This is a genomic window from Streptomyces cynarae, from assembly GCF_025642135.1.
In the GTDB taxonomy this organism is placed as follows: domain Bacteria; phylum Actinomycetota; class Actinomycetes; order Streptomycetales; family Streptomycetaceae; genus Streptomyces; species Streptomyces cynarae.
This window is the reverse complement of the sequence record NZ_CP106794.1, coordinates 1-20,508: the sequence shown is the minus strand read 5'-3', so window position 1 is coordinate 20,508 and position 20,508 is coordinate 1. Positions and strand designations below refer to the sequence as shown.

Here is a 20,508-nt window from a genome sequence, read left to right as displayed (position 1 = left end):
CCCCTGACTTGCTACTTGTCGACGAACCCGGCCCTCTTGAGCTGAGCCTTCGCGTTCTTCAGGGCGCGGTGGTCAGACGATGTGCCGGAGATGGTCGTCACCGGCCGGCCGTCCTTCGTGACCAGGTAGTGGCCCCTGCTTGTGCGCCTGACCTCGAAGCCCTGCTCTTCGGCTCTCCGTGCCAGGTCTCGTTCTTCCTTACCCAACCGTACCTCTTTCCCTTGACGTCGTCCACAGTATTGTATCGCAAAACACAGGACAGCGGTAAGGGAATGGTGGGCGGGGTGGGGGCACCGCCCTGGCCTGCTCGTGTGCTGGTCAGTGGCGCGTGTGGGTGAGGAAGACGCGGAGTGGGTCGTTTGCGCTGAGCGTCAGGCGGGTGAGACCGAGCCGGTGGGCGATGAGGCTGAGGCGTCGTTGGTGGTGCGATGTGGCCGGTGGGCAGGGTGGCGAGTGCGCGGGCGAGGGCAACGGTTTTCGGATAGATCACCAGGTCGCGGGTCAGGAGTGCGGGGGAGGCGCTGCCTGTACTGGTCAGGTGGGGGTTGGTCGCCCAGAGCTGGTTGATGCGGGGTGCCAGCGGTGGGTGAGGTGTTGCTGGTGGTCATACCAGCGTGTGGTGATGGCGCGCGCCGCGGCCCAGGCGGTGCTGGCGCGGGGGTGGCGTAGAAGGCGCTGGTGGGCGTGGTGGAGGGCGGCGAGTTCGGGCGCAGTCCAGGTCTGGCCAGGAGAGGTGAGCCGCGGGTCGGGGGCGGCTTGCTGGTGGCGTGGGCACATCAGCCGGTGCGGCGGCCGATGAACCCAGGCGGTGTCGGTGGTGCCGTGACTGCGGTGGCGGATGCACAGAGTGCAGGCGCGGACGGGCTGCTGCCCGGCCTCCATCCGCTTCCAGGACGCGGCCGCCTGGGTGTCGTGGGCGTTGCCCAGCAGGGCGAGGTGGGGTAGGGCGCGTGTTAGGTGGGGGAGTGGGGTGCGGGCCAGGGCGGCGAGGTGCCGGGCCGCGTTGTGATTGAGGTGGAGTTCGGCTGCCGGCAGGGTGCCGTGACCGTGGAGGGTGATGCCGACGCCGTCGAGGAGCTGGGGAGGCGTCAGCTGATAGGCGCTGGCAAGCCGTTGCACGTATGAGGCGGTCGCTTCGCCGGTCAGCGGCCGTACGTGGAGCACGCCCGGCGCGGCTGACGGGATCTGCAGCCATGTGCGTGCGGTGACGACACTGCGCTGCGCGGGGACGGCTGCGGCCGTATCCCGGGCCGTGACGTCTGTCCGGGTCAAGGGGTGCTGGTACTGCGGTTTCGGGGTCGGTAGTGCTGTTCGGCGAGGTGGTCGAGGCGGACTGCTTCGAGGGTGGTTTTGGTGATGCGTTCGGTGCCGTCGATGAGGGCGGTGATGGCGGCCTGGCGGATGAGGCGGGCGAGGCTGCCGATGCGGCCGGCGGTTCGCTCATGGAGGTAGGGGGCCAGCTGGGGGAGGGTTCCGGGCCGGTGGTGGCGCAGGTCGAGTGCGCTCTCCATGGCTTTGACGAGGTCGCGGAAGGGCTCTTGGTCGCCGAGGCGGGCGGGGAAGGCGGCGCAGTCGATGAGGGAGGCGCGTCCGGCGAGCTGCGCGCCGCGTACTCCGGTGAACAGGGGTGTGGCGGTGACGTCGATGCCGGCGTAGACGAAGGTGGCGCCGATGCGTTCGGTGAGGTCTTTGAGCAGGTCCGCGGTCTGGGCGCCGGTGGTGGTGCGGGGGTTGAGCCGGTGGACCTCGTCGATCATCACCAGTTGCACCCGGGCGGTGGTGTAGGTGTGGCAGACGGCGTTGGTGATCTGAGCCTGGGACATGCCGGCGGCGATGGGGATGCCGAGGTAGCGGGCGAACTCGGTGGCCAGTGTCTTGGCGCTGGCGGCGGGCGGGACCAGGACGTAGGCGACGGGCACCTGCCCGGCTGCTGCCGTGGGGCCGTGGCGGCGGGTGTGGGCGAGGTGGCAGGCGCGTCCGACCTGGAGCAGCGCGGTGGTTTTCCCCGCGCCGGCGGGGCCCGTGACGATCAGGGACGGCCGTGCGGTGACCGTCTGGTGGCGGCCGAGGATCATCAGGGTACGCACGTTTTTGGCGAGGGTGTCGATGGCCGGGGTGCGCACGGTGACGAACCGCGAGTGGTAGGCGAGGCGTTCGGCGAGGCTGCGGGGCGGCGCGCCGGGCGGGGGAGGGGCTGCCACGGGGGTGGTGGCGAAGGCTTGGAAACCGTCCCAGGTGGTCACCGACTGCTGCTGCGCATCAGCGGCGTCGCCGGCGGTGCTTGCCGCGGCACCGGGAGGCCGGTCCACTGCCGACGGGGACCTGCCCGCCGGCGCATTGCCCGTGCCCGGTGAGGTGTTCACCATTGCTCGGCCTCCGCTTCGGCGTCCCACAGCCCGTATCCGCCTGCCTCGGCAGCCAGCACGCCCGCCCCCTGCGGGTCGCTCGTGTCCGTGTCGGCCGCCGCATCAACGGTGATGAGGTCGTCCAGGCTCTCGCTCCAGTCCGGTGCCGGGGCCGGTGCGGTCTCCGTGTCGAGGAGGCGCCGCTGGCCCGGCAGATCGGGCAGCTGTGCTGCCGTACTTGCGGAGCGGGGGGTTCTGCGGCGGCGGGTGTTGTGCTCGGTCCCGGCGGGGTGGCGGGTGCGGCGCAGGAGCTGGTCGAGGGCGTCGGCGAGGTCGGCTTCGTGCGTCTCGCGGTCCCCGCGTTGTTCGACCTCGGTCTGGATATGGCGCCAGAGGGCGTCGTTGAAGGGCTGGTGGACGTGGTCGCGGTGGATCCACGGGATTTCGTGGAGCTTTCCGTCGGTGAGGCGGACCCAGATCTGGCGGGCGTCGTGGGGGTTGTGGTGGACCTCCCACTTGCTGTCTTTGCTGGCGACACCGGATCGCTGGCCGCGGTGGGGGTCGAGGACTTCGTGGTTGTAGGTGCGGTAGTCGAGGCGGATGCCGCGTTCGGTGATGGGCTGCCATCGCACCGGCAGCAGCTCGAGGTAGTCGGCCCCGGTCAGCGGGACGGGCACGTAGCCGCTGATGGTGATCAGAGCGGCCCACATCTGGTTCGGTGTGAGGGCGGTTTTGGGAAGGACGGGGTGGCGAAGTCCGTCGTGGGGCCGGTTCTGCCAGCCGCAGGTGATCCATTCGTCGAGGAAGTCCTGCAGCTGCGGGATCGTCCACCGCGCCTCGGCCGCCGTCGCCAAGCCGCGGCGCTGGGGGTTGGAGCCGGTGTGGCCGGCGACGTGCTGGCAGAACAGGTCGTTGATCGCGCCGAAGGTCCGCTCCACCACAGCCTTGGCCTGCGGTCGCCTCGGAGGGGCGGGCTGCACGCTCACCCCGAGCGTCTCGCAGGCGGCGACGAAGCCCTGCGAGAGGTAGATCTTGCCGCGGTCGACGACGATCGTCTCGGGCACGACCACCGGGCGGGCGGCCGCGCCCTCCAGCCGTTCGTCCAGCGACAGCATCCGTTCGTAGGGCACCTCGGCCCGCGACAGATGCAGTGACTTGGGCCAGGTGGGACGGGCGGGATGGGGGACGGCCATTTCCGCCAGCAGCAGGGCGGCGTCGACGGCTTTGGTGCTGTGCGGGCGCAGGACGGCGGCCAGGACGGAGCGGGTGGCGACGTCGACGGCGACGGTCAGCTCCGGCCGCCCCAGGCTGCCGTCCTCCAGGACGGCCATGATGTCCAGGCGGGTGGTGTCGATCTGCACCTGTTCCCCGGGCCGCAGCACCACCGGCGCCGACGAGGCGCGGGCGGGTGCGGTGGCGGTGCGTGCGGGACGTCCCGGACGCTCGGCCGGGTCGGCGAGAGCGTTCACCAGCCGGTAGAACGACGACCGCGACGGCATCTCCACCACCCCGCGCCCGTGCGTGTCCTCCAGGATCTGCCCGACCAGCACCTGCAGTCCCTTCACCGTCCCCTTCGACCGGCCCCGCTGACGCCGCAGCGCCTCCAGCACCGCGGCCACGACCCGCTCGTCGGCATACCCCGTCGGATGACGGCCGCGTGTCGGCACCGTGCGCTTGTCGACCAGCCCCCACAAGCCCTGCTTGCGGTAGGCGTGCCGCATCCGCTCGACCGTCGTGCGGGTCACCCGGGTGAAGCCGAGCGCGGTCAGCTCCTTCGCCTTGGCCGCATCCCGCTGCGCCAGGGTCCACCGCTCCGGGTCGTACTCCGGCCGCATCGCCTGCCCCTCGCGGCTGCCCTCAGGGTGCGGCCACCCGGTCTCAACCTCCCGGATGTGGGGCAGCCACGCAAGCGCCCGCTGCTGGGCCGCCAGCGGAACGGTCTCAAACAGCCCCCACTGCGGCACCGTGGCCGGCGCCTGCGCGCCCACCACTTCGAAGCCGGGATCGGCGAACAACCGCCCCAACAGCAAGGCTTCTTCAGTGCCGTCCTCCTGCAACAGGTAGACCCGCTGGCCCTGCAACGCAGCGACCTGCCAGGTCTGCCCCCGGTAGACGACGTGCGCGCCGACCTCCACCACCGGCCGCCGGCTCTTACCGTGTGTACCGCCCACTGGGCTCAACCTCTCTCCGGATCGCCGCCGACGCTGCTAAGCCGCCTTTCGACGCCTTCACCACGTTCTGCCTCAGCGCAAATCAGCGCCCGCTCATGCAGCGGCTCATCGAGCCGCGTCGCAAGGCACCCGGACCACAGCGCGTGATAGAGGGCTGGCAGTACCTGCAGTGGATCACCCACCGATGCCGCCCCGTCGGCCAATGGCCGGGGCACGGCGAACGCGTCAGCCAGCGCGGCCCTCAGCTGGGGCGGGCCCTGATAACGGGGCTGGCGGTAGCCGGCCAGCCACCGCAGGTTCGCCGCCACCACCGGTGGAGGTGGCTCGAGGCGCTGGTACGACCAGCCCACGCGCGCGCATGCCGCCTCCAGGACCATCCGCGCCCGCTGCGCCCTGTCCCCGCCGGCGGCCGGGCTGGAGGGACAGTCGGCGAACAGGCCAGTGCCGTCGGCGTACCGGGCGAACAGCTGAGGCACCCACGACCGCACCCGCCCGTCGGGATCACGCCACAGCAGCCGTACCGGGCGGGCGGACAGGCCGGTCACTTCCCGGTCCCGGTCCAGGACCATCAACTGGGTGCGCATCGCTGCCGAACCGTGCACCACATGCCGTCCGGTGGTCGCCGACCACCACCAGCCCGGCCCCCACCGGCGGCCCGGCACGACCGGAAACGCGGATACCGGCGCCAGGTCCTCGAACTGCACCGACACCGCCGCCTGGTCCCACGGCAACTGCGTCACATGCCCGGCAACAGTGGCGAAGGCGGCCTCGACTCCCGCACTGCTGCCCCCTGCGGCAGCCTGCCGCACCAGCTTGCTGTGCCCGTGCCCCTCCATCCCCAACACCCAAGCGCGTGCAAGGCTGTTGAACGCCGTGATCCGAATCCGTCACCCGAATGGGTGAACGGCGCTCCGCCATGCCGGCGCGTCCATCCCGCCAGGACACCGGTGCACCTCCCTTGACGCAGGCCGAGTCTCGGTGCAGGTGAGGCGATGTCGGTGGCATGCGGCAGCATCGGGCCATGACACAGATGAACAAAGAATGGGCGATCGAAAAGCTGAGGGCCTTCCTCGTTACCGCCAAGGTGACGTACGTGCCAGACGCCCCAAACACCATTGGTTTCTGGGGCTACAAGTTCGATCGCTCAAAGGCTGAAGTACAAGCTGCGGCCCAGATCGTGGAGCAGATCTTGGACCGTGTGCTCCCTGACTGGCGATCCGCAGAGTGGGAAGAGGCCAAGAGGCAACCGATGTGGCGCCATCGCGAGGCAGCGCACCGCGCGATCGCCCTCCTGGAAGCTGAGCAGGAGCTACAGGAGAACCTCGGCAGCGGCGCACCCCAGCTTGACGCATCCACACTGCACTCATGGGTCTGGGGCAGCGTGCAAGGCTTGTGGAGCAGCGGCCACTTCCGTGAAGCGGTCGGCGCTGCTGCCAGGGCGGTTAATGCCCAAGCCCAGGCGAAGCTCGAACGGCGGGACGCTTCCGAGGCCAAGCTCCTCTCCGACGCTTTCTCCACCAACCCACCCACTCCAGGGCACCCGCGCCTGCGCCTGTGCGAAAACGACGGAGGCGATACGTTCAAAAATCGCCACGACGGTGCCGGAAACTTTGCGCGGGGCGTCTACGCGGCCATCCGCAACCCCATCGCCCACGAAGAGGATGAGGAACTGGAAGAGAACGAGGCTCTGGAGCAGCTTGCCGCCTTCAGCATCTTGGCGAGATGGGTGGACAGCGCTGCAGTGGTGAAGGCCAGTTGAACAGCCAAACTGTGCCCCCCGGGAGCGGGGTCCCTGCCCAGAGGCGAGCGCCGCTACGCCGACGACCGGCCCCCGGACCTTCACACGCGTCGAGTGCTCTCCCTGTCAGTGTCACGGAGCAGTAGTGATGCGGGCGGTGGTCAGCAGCGCCTGCTGATGCGGGTGGAGCCGGTCCCACTGGGTGATCTGCCGGTCCGCCCAGCGCCGCAAGCCCTCCGGGCCAGGCTGGCCTGTGGCGTGGGCGGCACGGGCCAGCTGGTAGTTCCGTTGCCAGGTGAAGGGCCAGGGTGGGTTCCACCATGGGTCGAGGATGATCAGTTCTTGCAGGGTGTGGGCGGACAGCTGGCCTGAGCGGGCTTTGCGGCGCTGCTGCACGAGCCAGCGTCCCAGGGGAAAACCGTCCTGGTGGGTGTGGATGGATACCGCGAGGTGCCCGTTCAGGGTGGCGTAGGCGCGGGCGTGGGGCAGGCCCCCACCCGTCGGGTAGCGGCGCGCAGTTGTGCGGGCCTGCGTGGGTATGGCGGCAGGCCCGGTGGTGCTGAGGTGGGCGAGGAGTTGCTGCTGGGCGGGGTGGAGGCTGTCCCATAGCTGTGCTTGTGTCCTGATCCAGCGGCGTTCGGTGCTGGTCAGGGTGCTGCTGTCGGTGGCGGTGCGGGCCCGGTGGTAGGCGCGTTGCCAGGCGAGGGGCCAGGGCGGGTTCCAGTGGGGGTCAAGGGCGTTGAGCGCGGTGATCCGGGAGGGCTCGATGCGCCCGTCGGCGGCGCGTTGGCGCTGGCGCAGGAGCCAGCTTCCTAGGGGGTGGCCGTTGTGGCGGGTGCGGTCGGTCACGGCCAGGTTCCCGTGTTCGGCCGCGTAGCTGAGGGCATGGGCCAGCCCGATCTCCCCTGGGGTGGGAGTGGTGAGGGACGCGGTGACGGTGCGGGCGGTGGCGGCGGTGATCCCAATGCCGGCGAGGAGGTTCTGCTGTTCGGGGTGCAGGACATTGTGCCGGGCGCACTGCCGGCGCAACCACACCATCAGCGGATCTTCATCCTCGTCCCGGTCGCCGGGCGGGGCGTGCTGGCCGGGCAGGAGCAGCCTGCCCTCCTGCCATAGCGTGCGGGCCAGCTGGTAGTGGCGCTGCCACGGGAAGGGCCAGGGCGGATTCCACCAGGGGTCCAGCTCCGTCAGGTGCAGCCCGGGCGGCCACGCGGTTCCCGTCGCCCGCAGGTGGCGGCGTTCCTTGCTGCGCTGTGCTACCAGCCAGCGGCCCAGCGGATAATCCTCATGCACATAGTCGAAGGGCACCGCCAGGTGCCCGCGTGCCGCGGCGAAGGACCGGGCGCTGGCCAGGCCGGCCGAGCCACCCAGCCGTGCTGCGGCCTGGCTGGCGGCCTTGGCCTCCTCTGCCGTCATGGGGACTTTGCCGGCTTCTTCAGCCGTGATGCCGATACCGGTCAGCAGGCACTGCTGATCACGCTGCAGACTCCCGTACACGGCGCACTGGTGCGACAACCACAGTGCGAGCTCCGCTTCGAGGCCCGGAAAGCCACGCTGCGCATCCAGTGCGTGTCCGTCCTGCACCAGCCGACGGACCTGCGCGAAGGATCTCTGCCATGACAGCGGCCAGGGCGGGTTCCACCACGGGTCCACGGCAGCAAGCGCTCGGGAGCGCTCGGTGGGCCTTGCAGCCCGGTGCGCCTTACTGCGCTGGGCCACCAGCCAGCACCCCAGCGGATACCCCTCGTGCACCGCCCCCTTGCCGGAGACCGCCAGGTGGCCATGCTCGGCGGCGTAGGCCCGGGCATGCTCCAATCCTGTCTCGAAACGCGCCCGCATGCTGGCCCGCCGCGGCCGGGCGGTACGGGCTGCTTCGGCTGTGATGCCGATGTCCGCCAGCAGACGCTGCTGCTCGGGGTGGAGAGCGTCGTAGTGGGTGCACTGCAGATACAGCCACTCACCGTTCAGCACGGCGGTCCCGGCAAACCCTGCGGCCGCATCCGGCGGACCGTCCACGGCGGCGTGATCGCGTGCCCGGTAGTACGAGCGCTGCCACTGCACCGACCGGGGGACGTTCCACCAAGGGTCCAAGGCCATCAGCGCCCGGACACGATCCGGCGACAGAGCCCAGGCCCTGGTCTGCACATTGTGCAGCCATTCCCCAAAACGGAAGGACCCCACCATGGTGTCCTTCTGAACAGCAAGGTTCCCGTGTTCGCGCACGTACTGGCCCGCATGCGCCAGGCCGACCGTGAAGGACTCATCCGACTGGCGGTTAAGTCCCCGCCGTCTTTTGCCCTCCGCCTTCTGCCCGTCGGCCCTGACGGACATCCGCGCGGCGAGCTCGTCAACCAGCGGGCGCAAACGGTGCGCCGGAGCGACCGCCCACATCGCCTGCTCTCCGTGCCCGATGCGACGCGGCGGCCGCACGCACTGATACGCCCACGCGAACAAAGGCCCCGACACCTCGCTCGCCAGCTGCTCCCTGTACCAGGGGCGCCCCACGCAGCGCGCAACCGCCGAGAGGAGCACCGGCAGATCAGCCAGCCGGTACGGAGCATGTCCCCGGGCGTCGGCGATCAGCCGCTGCCGGAACCCGTCATCGGCCAGCAGCGTGGCGAGCGCGACCGTCTCCGGGTACGTCACCAGCTCCCGCGCCAGGACCCACCACACCTCCGGATCGATCCGTCCACTGCCAAGGCTCCGTAGCCGAGAGGGCCACACATGTTCCAACGGCCACGCCTGCCACCACCACGAGGCAGTCACCGCTGCAGCCACCTCGAACGCCTCCACAGCCACCGAGGAATGACGCAGCAACCTCGCATGACGACGCTGGGCCTGCACCCACTGCTCGCCCCCGGCCGGCAACCTCACCGCCCGGCCGGCCGTGCCCGGCACCTGCATCAGCCACCGACGGTGCAACGCGCACACCCGCTGCTGCGGCTCCAGGTACAAGCGCGCGCCCTCGGCGCGCCCGGCTGATCGCGCCGCGCACTCAGGACACGCCGGCCCCCAGGGCACAACCTTCTCCGCAGTGTGATGAAACTGCGCTGCTGGACCTGCGGCGAACCGCTTTCGAGGCTCCTCCTGTGCCCAGGCAGGCAGCGCCCACCGCAGATGACGCTCCGGAACTCGGCACAGCTGGGACACCCGATCCCGAGCCTGCCGGTTCAGATACACCTCACTGTCCAACCGCGTCTGACCGGTGATGTTCGACAGCCCGCCTACCTCAGCGATTGCCGCCAGCAGATCCCTGAGCCTTACGCCATAGCGTGCAGCCACCCGGCTCAGAAACGACTGCGTCATCTCACCTTGCAGCGGTGCCACCCGCCACACCCCACCTGCCAGGGGCATCGCCCCCGCCCCTAACGGCGCCAACTTCCGATTCCCCCGCCCATACCACGCCTGGTCTGTTGATCTGCAACTCCCATAACCGTCAATCGGCCTCACTCGTTATGGGCCACCAGCCACGGCTCGGCGGAAAGCTGCAAACCCCGGGCTCCTACGCCCACTCCATGCCTAGCTCCCGGAGCGCGTCCAGTGGGTGTGTCAATTTAACGGCTGATCTTGGTTGTTGATGGTCAGTTGTTGCTCGGAGTCAGGCGGCCCTCGAAAGCGATCTGGAACGCGTTCAGGGGTGCTTTCCAGCGCATGGTCCACCGCTTGCGGCCCTTCCCCGTCGGGTCCAGGCTCATCAGCGCCATGTAGATGCACTTGAGAGCGGCGGCTTCGTTGGGGAAGTGTCCGCGAGCGCGGACGGACCTGCGGATGCGGGCGTTGACGCTCTCGATCGCGTTCGTGCTGCAGATGACCTTGCGGATCTCGACGTCGAAGGAGAGGAAGGGCACGAACTCAGCCCAGGCGTCCGACCACAGCTTCACGATCGCCGGATACTTCCGGCCCCAGGACTCCTGGAACTCCAGGAACCGCTCGGTGGCCGCGTCCTCGCTGGGTGCGGTGTAGATGGGTTTGAGGGCCCCTGCGACCTTGTCCCAGTCCTGACGGGCGGCGTAGCGGAACGAGTTCCGCAGCAGGTGAACCACGCACGTCTGGACAATCGTGCGAGGCCAGACGGTCTCCACGGCCTCGGGAAGGCCCTTGAGCCCGTCGCAGACCAGCATCAGCACGTCGTCCAGGCCGCGGTTCTTCAGCTCGGTGAACACGTGCAGCCAGTACTTGGCGCCCTCGCCGCCATCGCCGGCCCAGATGCCGAGGATGTCGCGGGTGCCGTCCACGGTCACCGCCATCACGACGTAGACCGGACGGTTCGCGACCTTCCCGTCCCTGATCTTGACGTTGATGGCGTCCACGAACAGGACCGGATAGACGCGGTCGAGCGGCCGGTTCTGCCACTCGGCCATGCCCTCCATCACTTTGTCGGTGATGGTGGAGACGGTCTGCTTGGACACCTCGGCGCCGTACACCTCGGCGAGGTGAGCCGATATCTCCCCGTGGGTAAGGCCCTTCGCGGACAAAGAGAGCACCATCTCATCGACGCCGGTCAGGCGCCGCTGCCGCTTTTTGACGATCTGCGGCTCGAAGCTGCCGGCGGTATCACGCGGCACCTTCACCTCGACCGGCCCGACGTCGGTCAGCACCGTCTTGGCACGGGTGCCGTTACGGCTGTTGCCGTTGTTCTTCCCTGCCGGATCATGCTTCTCATAACCGAGGTGATCGGTGATCTCGCCTTCCAGGGCAGATTCCAAGACCCGCTTGGTCAGCTGCTGCAGCAGCCCACCCTGCCCGGTCAGCTGCAGCCCCTCCGACCGGGCCCGCTCCACCAGCATCGCGACCAGTTGCTCGTCGGACACGGACGCAGGCTGCCCCGACTGGGCACTCTCGACAGGCTCCACGGTCTCCAACTCCACGGCGGTGTCAGTCACTTGACGTCGCTCCCATGATCGTCGGATCCGCCGTTAGATTTACACTCCCCGTCCAGTTGCTCCTGGGCGAGATTGCCTCGCCTCGCGCGGGTGTTCGAGGCCCATACGCCCAGCTGCGATGTTCCGGTTTGGTGTCGGTGGGTGGGTGTCAGTGACGGGACGTCAGAACTGGGTGTTTTCGCTGGTGGGGTGCTGAGGATGGGCGGGGTCGCTGCCGTGGGGCGGTGTGTGGTGCCGTCGCGGCTGTCATGGGGCGGTACACCCCGCTCCGCTCCGCTGTCTTGGGAACGGCACTTCTGATCCTTCCGAGGACTGCACGGCGGCACGGTGGTCGGTGACGGTTTCCGTGGGCGGAAGGGTGTGCGGTGGGGGAGCCGGGCGCGTGGGGTGAGGTCACGGCGGGGCTGAGGGTGTCCAGGCCGGTGCTGGTTGCGCGGCTGCTGGAGCTTGATGCGGCCGGGGCGTTGACGACGGCGCATGTGCGTGCGGGCGCCCAGGTCGGCGGAGTGAATGTGCGCACGGTGTGGCGCTGGCTGGAGGCGGCGCGGGCCGAGGGCCGCATGGAGCGCAGGCCGCGGGCCCGGCTGGAGGTCTCTGACCAGGCGTGGGAGGTGCTGGCGCAGGCGGGCGGGAACGTGGCGGCGCTGCACCGGCATATGAAGGAGGCCGGGGGCCAGGTGCCCTCGCTGGCGTCGTTGTACCGGGTGGTGCGCCAGGATTTGGAGGCCGGCAGGGTGTTGCCGGACCGCGCGGTGGTGCGGCGGGAGCGGGATGAGCAGCAAACGCGGCAGGCCCTGGCTGACCTCGCCCTGGCCGGGCCGCATGGGGGCGGCGCGGTGAAGACGTCTGCGCCACCGCGTCTCGGGCCAGAGGCGACCAGCGGCTTGCCGGTGGGGGAGAGCGGCGCGCTGGCGGGTGTGGCGTTGCCGGCGGGCGCGCAGTTGGTGCGGACGTCGTCGGTGCGGGCGGTGGCCGAGGCGGTCGGGCAGGCGATGGCGACCCAGGGCGCGGTGTGTGTGTTCGGTGACCCGGGCCGGGGCAAGACCGTCGCTGTGCGGATGGCGCTTGGCGAAGTGCCCCCGGGCTGGAAGGTGACGTGGGTACCGGTACCGGTGCGCCCGTCGGTGGCCGGCATGAGGCGGGCGGTGTTCGACGCTCTGGCGCTGCCGGGCCGCTTCCCGCACACGTCGGCGCTGGCCGACGCCGCGGTCGCGGAAGCTTTGGGTGAGGCGCGGGTGCTGGTGGTCGATGAGGCGCAGCGCCTGCCCGCGCCGTGCCTGGAGTACCTGCAGAGCCTGTGGGACCACCCCGGCACGCGGATCACGCTGGTGTTGTGCGGGGCGGGCAGCGAGCGGGCGCTGTCCCGGCTGCCGCAGCTGGCGTCGCGAGTGGTCGCGTGGCAGGAGGTTCCGCGCCTGGACGCAGCGGAAGTGGCGCCCGTGGTGACTGGCTTCCATCCGCTGTGGCGCACCGTCCCGTCCCCGGATCTGACGTGGATCGACCAGTCGTGCGCGCACGGCACGTTCCGCACGTGGGCCGCTTTGACTGCGCACCTGCAGAACGCGCTGCTCACCACTGCTGACGCATCCGTCGACCGGGGTTTGTTGAGGCGACTGTTTAAGCGGGTCGCGCCGCCGCTGTGACCGGAGCGCTTCTGCACGGGCGGGAGGGCGATCGTACGGTCCCGGCACCTGGCAACAGACGACGTCCTACCCGCGTGAGGGGAGCTGACATGGAGGACGATGACGCGGTCCGCGCAGGCGGCGGACTGCCTGTGGCGTCGAGGACGGCACTGCGTGGTCCGGCTGTGCGGCGGCTGCTCGCACTACGGGCAGGGAAGAAGCTGACAGCAGGACACGTACGAGTGGCTGCAGACGCGCTGGGGGTGTCGGAGCGCACGGTGTGGCGCTGGCTGGCCGCCGCTCAGAGCGATGAGACCGCAGCCGCCTACCCCGGCGCACGCTCCCGAGTCGATGCGAGGTTCACGATCACGCCCGAAGTCCGGAGCCTGTTGGCGCTGTGGAAGGGGAACGTGCGGGCGGTCCACCGCGAGCTGGTCGTGCGTGCTGCCCGTCAGTCCCCGCCCGTGGAGGCACCGTCGCTGACGACGCTGCACCGGGCGATCCGCCGTGATCTGACGCCGGGGAGCGGGCCGGGCTTGCAGGTGGGGAGCGGGCGGCGCGCAAGCATGATGTGTTCCTGGCCCGGCTGCGGGGCTGGCGGAACCAGGTGTGGGAGACCGACCACGTCCAGGCGGCGGTGCTGGTCGACGTCGACGGCCATGCCCGCAGGCCGTGGATCACCTGGTTCACCGACTGCGCCACCAACGCGATCACCGGCGTTGCCGTCACGCCCGGGCATCCGTCGCGGGAGTCGGTACTCGCTGCGCTGCGCTCCGCCGTGCTGCGCGAGGACCCCTACGGCCCGTTCGGCGGCGTGCCCGAGAAGGTACGGGTGGACCGTGGCAAGGACTTCCTGTCCCGGACGGTGACCGCAGCGTTCGATCTCCTGGACGTGACGGTGGAGGACCTGCCCGCCTACACCCCCCACCTCAAGGGCACCGTGGAGGGCCTGAACCGTGCGGTGGAGAGCATGTTCCTGGCCGCGCTGCCCGGCTACGCCCGCCAGCCGTGCCCCGGCAAACGCTCCTTCCGTCCGAAGGACGAAGTGCTGCTGGGCTTCGAGGACTTCACCACCCAGCTTCTGGCCTGGACGCTCTGGTGGAACACCGAGCACCGCCCGGCGCCGTTGCGGGGCAAGACTCCGCTTCAGGCGTGGCAGGACGATCCCACCCCGCTGCGGGACGTGCCGGCCGCGGATCTGTGGACGTTCACCCTGGAGGACGCCGGTACTCGCATGCTGACCACCCGCGGCATCCGTTTCAGGAGACGCGACTACGTGGGGCCGTGGATGACCGGCCAGGCCGGTATCCAGGTCCGGATCCGCTTCATGCCCCACCACGACCACCGCATCGAGGTCTACCACGCCGCCACTGGCCGCTACCTCGGTCCCGCGGACCTGGCCGATCAGGCCACCGAGGAACAGGTCAGTGCCGTACGGAAAACGCGGGCCGCCCGTGCGCGCCGCCTGAAGAAGGACCTGGAGGCCTCGCAGCGCGAGCGCTATGCCGCCGCTACCCAGGCCGAGCCCCCTCGGCGGCTCGGCGCGCTGACCACCGCGCAGGTCGAGGCCGAACTCGCCCAGCCTGCTGAATCCGACCTCGCGCAGCTCGCGATGCCGGACGTCATCCCGCACGCCGCACCCCCGGCCGACTGGCGCACCCCGCCCTCTCTGGCCGCGCCGGCCCGCCCCGCCCCGCTCCCGCCAGGCCGTGACTCCGCCCCTGCAGTCCCCGACGGCCCGGCCGGACGGGCCGTACCCTCCACCACCGCTGAAGACGGAGACGCCTCGTGACCGCGGCCACCTACCAGTACGTCGACCTGCCCGACGCCTCCGTGGTCACCACCCGCGCCCTGCTCACTGCCCGGGAGAACATCACCGACACGGTCGCTGCCCGCGCGATGATGTGCATCCATGGCGGCGCCGGCTTCGGCAAGACCCTCGCCGTCAATACCTGCTTGCGCGGACTCGAACCCGGTGAGGACGTCCGAAAGATCACCTTCCGTGCCCGTCCCACGGCCCGCGCGGTGCGCTACGAACTGTTCACCGCGCTCGACCTGGCCGGGGAGCCACCGCGTCACCCCAGCGAGTTCGACCGTCTGCTGAAGACGGCCCTGGCCGAACGCTCCCGTACCTTCCTCGTCGACGAGGCCCAGTGGCCAGGCGGGGAGGCGTTCGAATACTTCCGCTACCTCTGGGACGAACCCTCAACCCAGCTCGCCATCATTTTCGTCGGTGGCGCGGGCTGCCACACCGTGCTGCGCCGCGAACCGATGCTCTCCTCCCGCATCTTCATCTGGCAGCAGTTCACGCGCCTCACACCCGACGAGGTCCTGGAGGTGATCCCGCTGTTCCACCCGGTCTGGGCTGACGCCGACCCCGAGGACATCGCCTTCGCCGATCAGCACGCCGCGCACGGCAACTTCCGCGCCCGGGCCCAGCTGACCGCCCACACCCGTACCGCACTGGCCCGTACGGGACGTGCCCGCGTCGACCAGGAGCTGCTGCGCTGGGCCTTCAGCCGCCTCGCCTGACCACACCGTCCATGCCTCCTGCTCCGCCGCTGCCGTCCGTCACCGTGGTTCTCGACCGTCATGACGACGTGCTGCACACGCACACCGCTCTGGCCGCCCACCATCCGCCGTCCGGCCGGATCACCCTGCACCCCGGCCCGGGCACCACCAGCGAAACCGGCCTCGCCCACGACCTTCTCGTCGCCCTGGGTAAACCGCCCCTGCTCCCGGGCCGCTTTCCCGGCGGTCGTCAGCCCGCCTGGGAAGCCGCCACTGCCTGGCTGACCGCCCTGCCCGTCACCAGGCTGACCGTCCTGCGCGCTCACCGCCTCACTGCCCGCCGCACGATGCGCCTCCTGCAGCTACATGCCTTCGCTGGTATCCACCTGACCCTGGTCTGCCACCGCCCTCACCTTCCCGCCGCTCTGCATCAGGCCCTGCGGACGGTCGACTACTCCGTCACCGCCGACTTCGCGGCCGCCCGCCGCCACTACTACGGCACGCCTATCGCCGAACCCCGCCCCCAGACGAGCCCGCCGCGCCGCCAGCCGGTGGCTCACCCTGCCGGCACTGGAACGCCTCGTCTCCTACGACAGCCCCCGCCCCTGCGCCGACCCGTGCACGCCACCGCCGATCGCCTGGCGGCACCGCCCACCACCCGTGCCTCTCACCGCGCCCACCGCCCAGCGAGTCGCCCACCGGCTTCACACAGCGACCGCACATCCCAGCCTGGCCGCGACCCTCACCGCTGCTCTGTTCACCGGCGCCTCTCTGCAACAACTTGCCACCGCCCGCCCCCGCGACTACGACGACGCCGCAGCCACGCCCGCCCTGCACGACCGCGCCCGTTACACCGACGGCTGCGCCGCCTACCCCGTACCGCCGTGGGCGGGCATCTTCCCGCGGGCCGCGGCCTGCTTCGCCCGGCTCCTATCCGGCGAGGACGAGGAACTGCTCGCCACGCCAGGAGACCGCGCACACCTGCTGCGCGTGGCCGAGACGGCCAGGCTGCGCCCGCCTCAGCCGCCCGCGGCCCGCCGCAAAGGCCCGGCCGGCCGTATGGAATGGGACTGGCGCGAGCGGCAGGAAGCCGAGAGGTACGAAGCGATGCCAGCCAGGCGCGTCAGGCCCTCGCGACGCTGAACACCCTGACGCGGTTACGCGACGGGGCAGGCTCAGCCGATCGAGAAGTCAGCGAACTCGACGTCGCTGAAAGAGACATGCAGACCGTGGGCCCGGCGGCCCCGATCGCGAAAGTAGGCGTGTCCCAGCGCCCGGGCCAGGATCACCGTCTGCTGCTGCTCGCCTGCGCCGGCGTCCCGGGCGGCGAACAGCTCCCGGGCGACCTCTCCTGACAGGTCCTGGGTGATCCACCGCACCCGCGGATCGTCCGACGACCCTGCTGGCGCGGCGAACCCGAATCGCGCCCTGGTGTGGAAGACGAACCCGTTAGCTTCGGCTTGTGCACGCCGACGGGCCCGTACACGGGGCTGCCACCGCGCCAGGACCGCTTCCTCGATCGCCCGGACATGCAGCGAACCCGGCGGACGTCGCGCTCCGGGCCTCTTCGTCACCCACCGCTGCACGGTGCGCTGCGACACCCCCAGCACGACGGCCACCTTCCGGGTGGAACCCTTGTGCGTCGCCAGCAGAAACCGCAGACGGGCCTCGGTGCTCGAGGGAACGGGCCGGGTGCGCAACGCCTGCTCCAGCCCCTGCTCGATCTGCCCCATGTCCGCCTCCCCAGCGGCCAGCCGACAGGGCCAGCCCCTGCAGCCCGTGGCGTCAGTTCTCCCACACCGTCCGCCCCTGACTACCGGTTCCGGCGTAGCCGATGACAGCACCAGCTGTCATCGGCTACGCACGCCCCACCGCCGTCAATTACGCCCAGCGCATCCCGATCGCGGACAACTGCTCCACGCGTTCCGGTGACAGCGTGGCGGCCCTACTGCGCTGGTTCCCGATCCATGCACCAAGCCGGAGCTGCCGTTCCTTCTGGTCCTCGCCCCTACCGCCGTCTCCATCGCCACCGCTGAGGACGATCGTCTCGACGTGCTTCCTCGGCACCCGAAGGTGTCCCTCGCGCTCGTAGAACTGCTTGGCGGCCGCGTAGTTCATCGCCCATTTGTCGGCCTGCGTACGGCGCGGCTGTGGTTTCTCGTCCTCGGTGGCGGGCTCGATGCCGAGGATGTGCTCACACATCCACTGCTGCACGGCTGTGAGCTCGTCCCAGCCCAGCCGGACCGAGCGCACCCACCGGCCCAGATCCTCGCCCTGGTGCACGATCCCACCCGGCGACATGGGCAGCTCGCCGCCGGCCTCCAGGTGCAGCCGGACCAGATGGAAGGCGCGCTGCCACTCCACCGGCCAGGCCGGGCACCACGACGGGTCGATCTCCTCCAACTGCTCGCGCCGCTCCTCCGACAGCGCGCCGGCTACCGACTCCACCGGCAGTCCCTCGGCACGCCGCTGCTCGATCTCGGCAGCCTTCCGGGCCGCGGCCCTGGCGTTCTTCAGCCAGATGCCTACCCGGTAGCCCTGGTAGGTGGCGTCCAGCGGTGCCAGGAGATGCCCGTTTTCCGCAGCCCACCCGCGCGCGGCGGCCAGGCCCTCTTCCCATGCGACGTCGAAGTGCGACCACACCATGCCCAGCTTCTCCAACTGCTGGACGCGGTCCTCGTCCATATCGCCGCGGGCATAGAACCTTCTTGCGTCGGCGATCCATTGCCCGAGGGGGAACCCGGCGAGCGCGGCCGGCCACCCCTCGACCTTGGCCTCCTGGTCGTCGCCGCCGGGCACGCGGTACGTGAACGGGACCTTCAGGCCGCCGTGGAGCCGGTTGTAGATGACGGCGGCCTCGATGCCGCGCCGCCAGTGCTCATGCTCAGGGTTGAGGACCCGCAGTTTGATGAACGCCGCCAGCTGCGCGGGGTCACGCGGCGTGGAGAACTTCAGCAGATGCCGGGCCGGAGCCGACGGCCCAGACCCTTCCTCTCCCCCTCGCCTCGGCCCTCCTGACCCCCGCTGCGGCTTTGAACGCCCCTGACACGGCTCTGAGCCTGCTGCTGCGCCAGAGCCTCCACCACTCGGGCGTCATGCGCCCTGAGCGCTTCCAGCAGCTTCGCCAACCCCCCGAACGCCCGCGAGGTCAGCATGTTGTCCACCGTCTCGCCGGGCCCGAGCAGGACCGGCACCACGAGGGATGCGACCTTGCCCTCGCCGGGCTGCATCCGCAGCGCCCGGCCCACGGCCTGGACGAGGTCAGGCATGGAACCGCGCACGTCGGCCCAGTAGACGGAGTCACAGTTCTTGGTGTCGACGCCCTCGCCCAGCACCTTCACCGACCCCAGGAACCCCTTCTCCACGACCGTGCCATCCGTGGCGATCCCGGCCGCGAACTCCGCAAGAACCCGCCGCCGGTGGTTCGGCTTGTGATCGCCGCACAACCAGTTGGCCCAGATCGTCTTCGGGTACAGCTCAGGGTCGGCGGCATGCAGCTGCGCGGCCACATCGGGAAGGCGGCTGCGAACGCCTCGGCCTCCTTGACGACGTGGTGGAAGACCAGCGTCCTGCGGAACCCTTCCTCGGCCGACGCCTTCACCAGCGCCGTCTGCAGCGCCGCGAGCCGCGCCCCACGCACCTCATCCGAGCGGCCCGCAGCCCCCAGCAACTGGGCGGCCTGGAGCTGGGTGTCGGTGATGTCCACGCACACCACCTGATAGGGCGCGCAGATTCCCCGGTCGATCGCCTCCGACAGCGTCAGGGTGAAACACCTGGCGCCGAACGGCCCCTCCGGGTCGTCCTCCATGCTCGCCACCAGCTCGCCCGGCGCGCCCTGCTCGGAGTCCCCGTCCAACTGCCACAGCCGGGGCGTGGCCGTCATGTACAGGCGGCGCAGGGACGGGATGCGGGTGTTGTCGTGGACGACCGCCCACGGCTTCCCGATCCGGCCCGAACACCGGTGCGCCTCATCGACCACGATCAGGTCCCAGCCCGGCAGGCCGGCCTTGTGGGCCCGCTCCAGCGTGCCCAGCCCCAGCGAGGCGTACGTGGCGAACACCGTGACCTTGTCGAACGGCCTCACCCAGTCGACCAGCTCGCCCACGTCCGTGGTGTTGGGGAAGGACACCTCCTCACCCCGCAGCGAGGACACCCCGACCATCGGGCCCGTGCGGCCTCCCTCGCGCCACGCGGCCTCGGTCTGGGCAAGCAGATCCAGGGAGGGAACGAGCACCAGCACGCGCCCCGCACGGAGCTCCTCAGCGCTGTGGGTGGCCACGAGTGTCTTGCCCGTTCCGGTTGCCATGATCACCTGAGTGCGGAGCCCCGCTCAGGCACAGTGGATCTTGCAGGGAATTCGAGCGCCCGGAGCACTGCGCCCACGGCTTCTCGCTGATGAGGACGAAGTACCTTCATAGCCATTCGCTCTACTCTCTCCTGCGAGCCGGACGACAGCTCTCACACACCAAGGCGCGAGCAACTGGCCTGTCGCCAACGGATATTCGCCCAAATTGCCCACCGAGACACCGGATCCACACCTCCGATGCGGGACAAGATGACCCCCGTGCAGCGGGTCACAGATTCCCAGAACCTCTGGAGCCGTCTGATTCCAGAGTCTATCGCAGACTAAAAAATGAAGCAGATGTCCTGGAGAATCGACACGGAAGCCGCGGGTACTCCGCATTCATCACTGTCCAATCACAGCCCAGCCTGCCGGGGAGAGCCATGGCGCAGAAGACTGATGACAACAAAGGCAACCGGTTCTGCAAGGCCTGCGGCACGCCCGCATACGCCAGAAGATGGGAAACTCTGCAAGCACTGCGGCGCCGTCCTGGACCTCCCTGACAGTGCGGGGCTGACCAGAAGAACCAAGGTGCAGCAGTACGCCGCGACTTCGAAGGCCCACTCAGCAGCAAAAACAAGGGTGAGCAGTACGGCAGAAGCGAAAAACCCCGACTGCTGAACAGCGCGCCCTGGGGTACACGGCTCCGCATGGCACCGAAGGTTGAACGTATCCAGTTCCTGCGGGCCGTGCGGCAGCTGCATCGCGTCCGCTCCTTCTACGCCGTGGGTGTCCTGCTGTGGGCGGGCTCTGCGGCCTGGACCGGCTGGCAGGCGCCCGGGAGCCGGCAGATGTGGGTGTCCGTCCTCCTCTTGGCCGTCTTTACCGGTCTCCTCGCCATCGCCAGCCTGTCCCTGCGGCGTCTCGCGGTCCCCCCGACAGGTCGGCCCGCGCAT

Annotated in this window: 16 protein-coding genes and 1 pseudogene; 6 read left to right on the top strand and 11 right to left on the bottom strand. The window is 69.9% G+C overall.

Annotation, left to right across the window (positions count from 1 at the left end):
• Positions 1-11: 11 nt before the first annotated feature.
• The 5 genes from N8I84_RS41210 to N8I84_RS41190 all read right to left on the bottom strand — a co-directional run bounded on the left by N8I84_RS41210 (position 12) and on the right by N8I84_RS41190 (position 5,352).
• Positions 12-206, bottom strand: coding sequence for a hypothetical protein (locus N8I84_RS41210; RefSeq protein WP_263235093.1), 195 nt, complete (start codon positions 204-206; stop codon positions 12-14).
• A 328-nt stretch (positions 207-534) separates the two neighbouring features.
• A complete protein-coding gene (locus N8I84_RS41205) occupies positions 535-1,272 on the bottom strand; it encodes a TniQ family protein (protein ID WP_263235092.1) in 738 nt (245 codons plus the stop codon).
• Positions 1,269-2,243, bottom strand: a complete 975-nt coding sequence (locus tag N8I84_RS41200) for an ATP-binding protein (protein WP_263235465.1) — start codon at positions 2,241-2,243, stop codon at positions 1,269-1,271. Before N8I84_RS41200 ends, N8I84_RS41205 begins: the two co-directional genes overlap by 4 nt.
• Positions 2,244-2,359: 116 nt before the next feature.
• Complete coding sequence (locus N8I84_RS41195; protein WP_263235091.1) at positions 2,360-4,516, bottom strand: Mu transposase C-terminal domain-containing protein; 2,157 nt, start codon at positions 4,514-4,516, stop codon at positions 2,360-2,362.
• Between the two features lie 5 nt (positions 4,517-4,521).
• Positions 4,522-5,352, bottom strand: coding sequence for a TnsA-like heteromeric transposase endonuclease subunit (locus N8I84_RS41190; RefSeq protein WP_263235090.1), 831 nt, complete (start codon positions 5,350-5,352; stop codon positions 4,522-4,524).
• 185 nt (positions 5,353-5,537) lie between these two features.
• On the opposite strand from N8I84_RS41190, the gene N8I84_RS41185 reads away from it, so the two are divergent.
• A complete protein-coding gene (locus tag N8I84_RS41185) occupies positions 5,538-6,275 on the top strand; it encodes a TIGR02391 family protein (RefSeq protein WP_263235089.1) in 738 nt (245 codons plus the stop codon).
• Between the two features lie 111 nt (positions 6,276-6,386).
• On the opposite strand, the gene N8I84_RS41180 is transcribed toward N8I84_RS41185, so the two are convergent.
• Both N8I84_RS41180 and N8I84_RS41175 read right to left on the bottom strand, forming a co-directional pair.
• Positions 6,387-9,608: a Helicase associated domain protein gene (locus tag N8I84_RS41180; RefSeq protein WP_263235088.1), complete on the bottom strand. Its 3,222-nt coding sequence runs from the start codon at positions 9,606-9,608 to the stop codon at positions 6,387-6,389.
• Positions 9,609-9,835: 227 nt separating this feature from the next.
• Positions 9,836-11,041 carry an IS256 family transposase gene (locus tag N8I84_RS41175; RefSeq protein WP_263235046.1) on the bottom strand — a complete coding sequence of 402 codons (1,206 nt, stop codon included), beginning with the start codon at positions 11,039-11,041 and terminating at the stop codon, positions 9,836-9,838.
• A gap of 518 nt (positions 11,042-11,559) precedes the next feature.
• Between N8I84_RS41175 and N8I84_RS41170 the strand changes: the two genes are divergently transcribed.
• The 4 genes and pseudogenes from N8I84_RS41170 (at position 11,560) to N8I84_RS41150 (ending at position 16,413) form a co-directional block, all read left to right on the top strand.
• The gene (locus tag N8I84_RS41170; RefSeq protein WP_263235087.1) at positions 11,560-12,780 is read left to right on the top strand and encodes an ATP-binding protein; all 1,221 of its coding nucleotides are present in this window, start codon (positions 11,560-11,562) and stop codon (positions 12,778-12,780) included.
• Between the two features lie 164 nt (positions 12,781-12,944).
• Positions 12,945-14,551: pseudogene (locus N8I84_RS41160) on the top strand (Mu transposase C-terminal domain-containing protein).
• Positions 14,548-15,291 (top strand): ATP-binding protein, encoded by a 744-nt coding sequence (locus N8I84_RS41155; RefSeq protein ID WP_263234602.1) that lies wholly within the window; start codon positions 14,548-14,550, stop codon positions 15,289-15,291. Before N8I84_RS41160 ends, N8I84_RS41155 begins: the two are co-directional and overlap by 4 nt.
• Before the next feature lie 639 nt (positions 15,292-15,930).
• On the top strand, positions 15,931-16,413 hold the full coding sequence (locus N8I84_RS41150; RefSeq protein ID WP_263235085.1) for a hypothetical protein: 483 nt from the start codon (positions 15,931-15,933) through the stop codon (positions 16,411-16,413).
• Positions 16,414-16,445: 32 nt separating this feature from the next.
• Here the strand turns inward: N8I84_RS41150 and tpg are convergent, their stop codons facing one another.
• The 4 genes from tpg to N8I84_RS41130 form a co-directional block, all read right to left on the bottom strand.
• Positions 16,446-17,003, bottom strand: a complete 558-nt coding sequence (tpg, locus tag N8I84_RS41145) for a telomere-protecting terminal protein Tpg (RefSeq protein ID WP_263234604.1) — start codon at positions 17,001-17,003, stop codon at positions 16,446-16,448.
• Between the two features lie 148 nt (positions 17,004-17,151).
• Positions 17,152-18,174 carry a helicase associated domain-containing protein gene (locus N8I84_RS41140; RefSeq protein ID WP_390899098.1) on the bottom strand — a complete coding sequence of 341 codons (1,023 nt, stop codon included), beginning with the start codon at positions 18,172-18,174 and terminating at the stop codon, positions 17,152-17,154.
• A gap of 47 nt (positions 18,175-18,221) precedes the next feature.
• Complete coding sequence (locus N8I84_RS41135; protein ID WP_263235084.1) at positions 18,222-18,716, bottom strand: helicase-related protein; 495 nt, start codon at positions 18,714-18,716, stop codon at positions 18,222-18,224.
• On the bottom strand, positions 18,608-19,576 hold the full coding sequence (locus N8I84_RS41130) for a DEAD/DEAH box helicase family protein (RefSeq protein WP_263235083.1): 969 nt from the start codon (positions 19,574-19,576) through the stop codon (positions 18,608-18,610). Before N8I84_RS41130 ends, N8I84_RS41135 begins: the two co-directional genes overlap by 109 nt.
• A gap of 686 nt (positions 19,577-20,262) precedes the next feature.
• On the opposite strand from N8I84_RS41130, the gene N8I84_RS41125 reads away from it, so the two are divergent.
• Positions 20,263-20,508, top strand: a 246-nt coding sequence (locus tag N8I84_RS41125; protein ID WP_263235082.1) for a hypothetical protein, incomplete at its 3' end; no start/stop codon positions are given.

Bases quoted from the DNA above. Each gene is read 5' to 3' on its own strand.
- N8I84_RS41175 (WP_263235046.1), bottom strand. From the start codon at position 11,041: ATGCTGGTGGAGCGGGCCCGGTCGGAGGGGCTGCAGCTGACCGGGCAG.
- N8I84_RS41185 (WP_263235089.1), top strand. From the start codon at position 5,538: ATGACACAGATGAACAAAGAATGGGCGATCGAAAAGCTGAGGGCCTTC.
- N8I84_RS41180 (WP_263235088.1), bottom strand. From the start codon at position 9,608: ATGCCCCTGGCAGGTGGGGTGTGGCGGGTGGCACCGCTGCAAGGTGAG.
- N8I84_RS41130 (WP_263235083.1), bottom strand. From the start codon at position 19,576: ATGGCAACCGGAACGGGCAAGACACTCGTGGCCACCCACAGCGCTGAG.
- N8I84_RS41190 (WP_263235090.1), bottom strand. From the start codon at position 5,352: ATGGAGGGGCACGGGCACAGCAAGCTGGTGCGGCAGGCTGCCGCAGGG.
- tpg (WP_263234604.1), bottom strand. From the start codon at position 17,003: ATGGGGCAGATCGAGCAGGGGCTGGAGCAGGCGTTGCGCACCCGGCCC.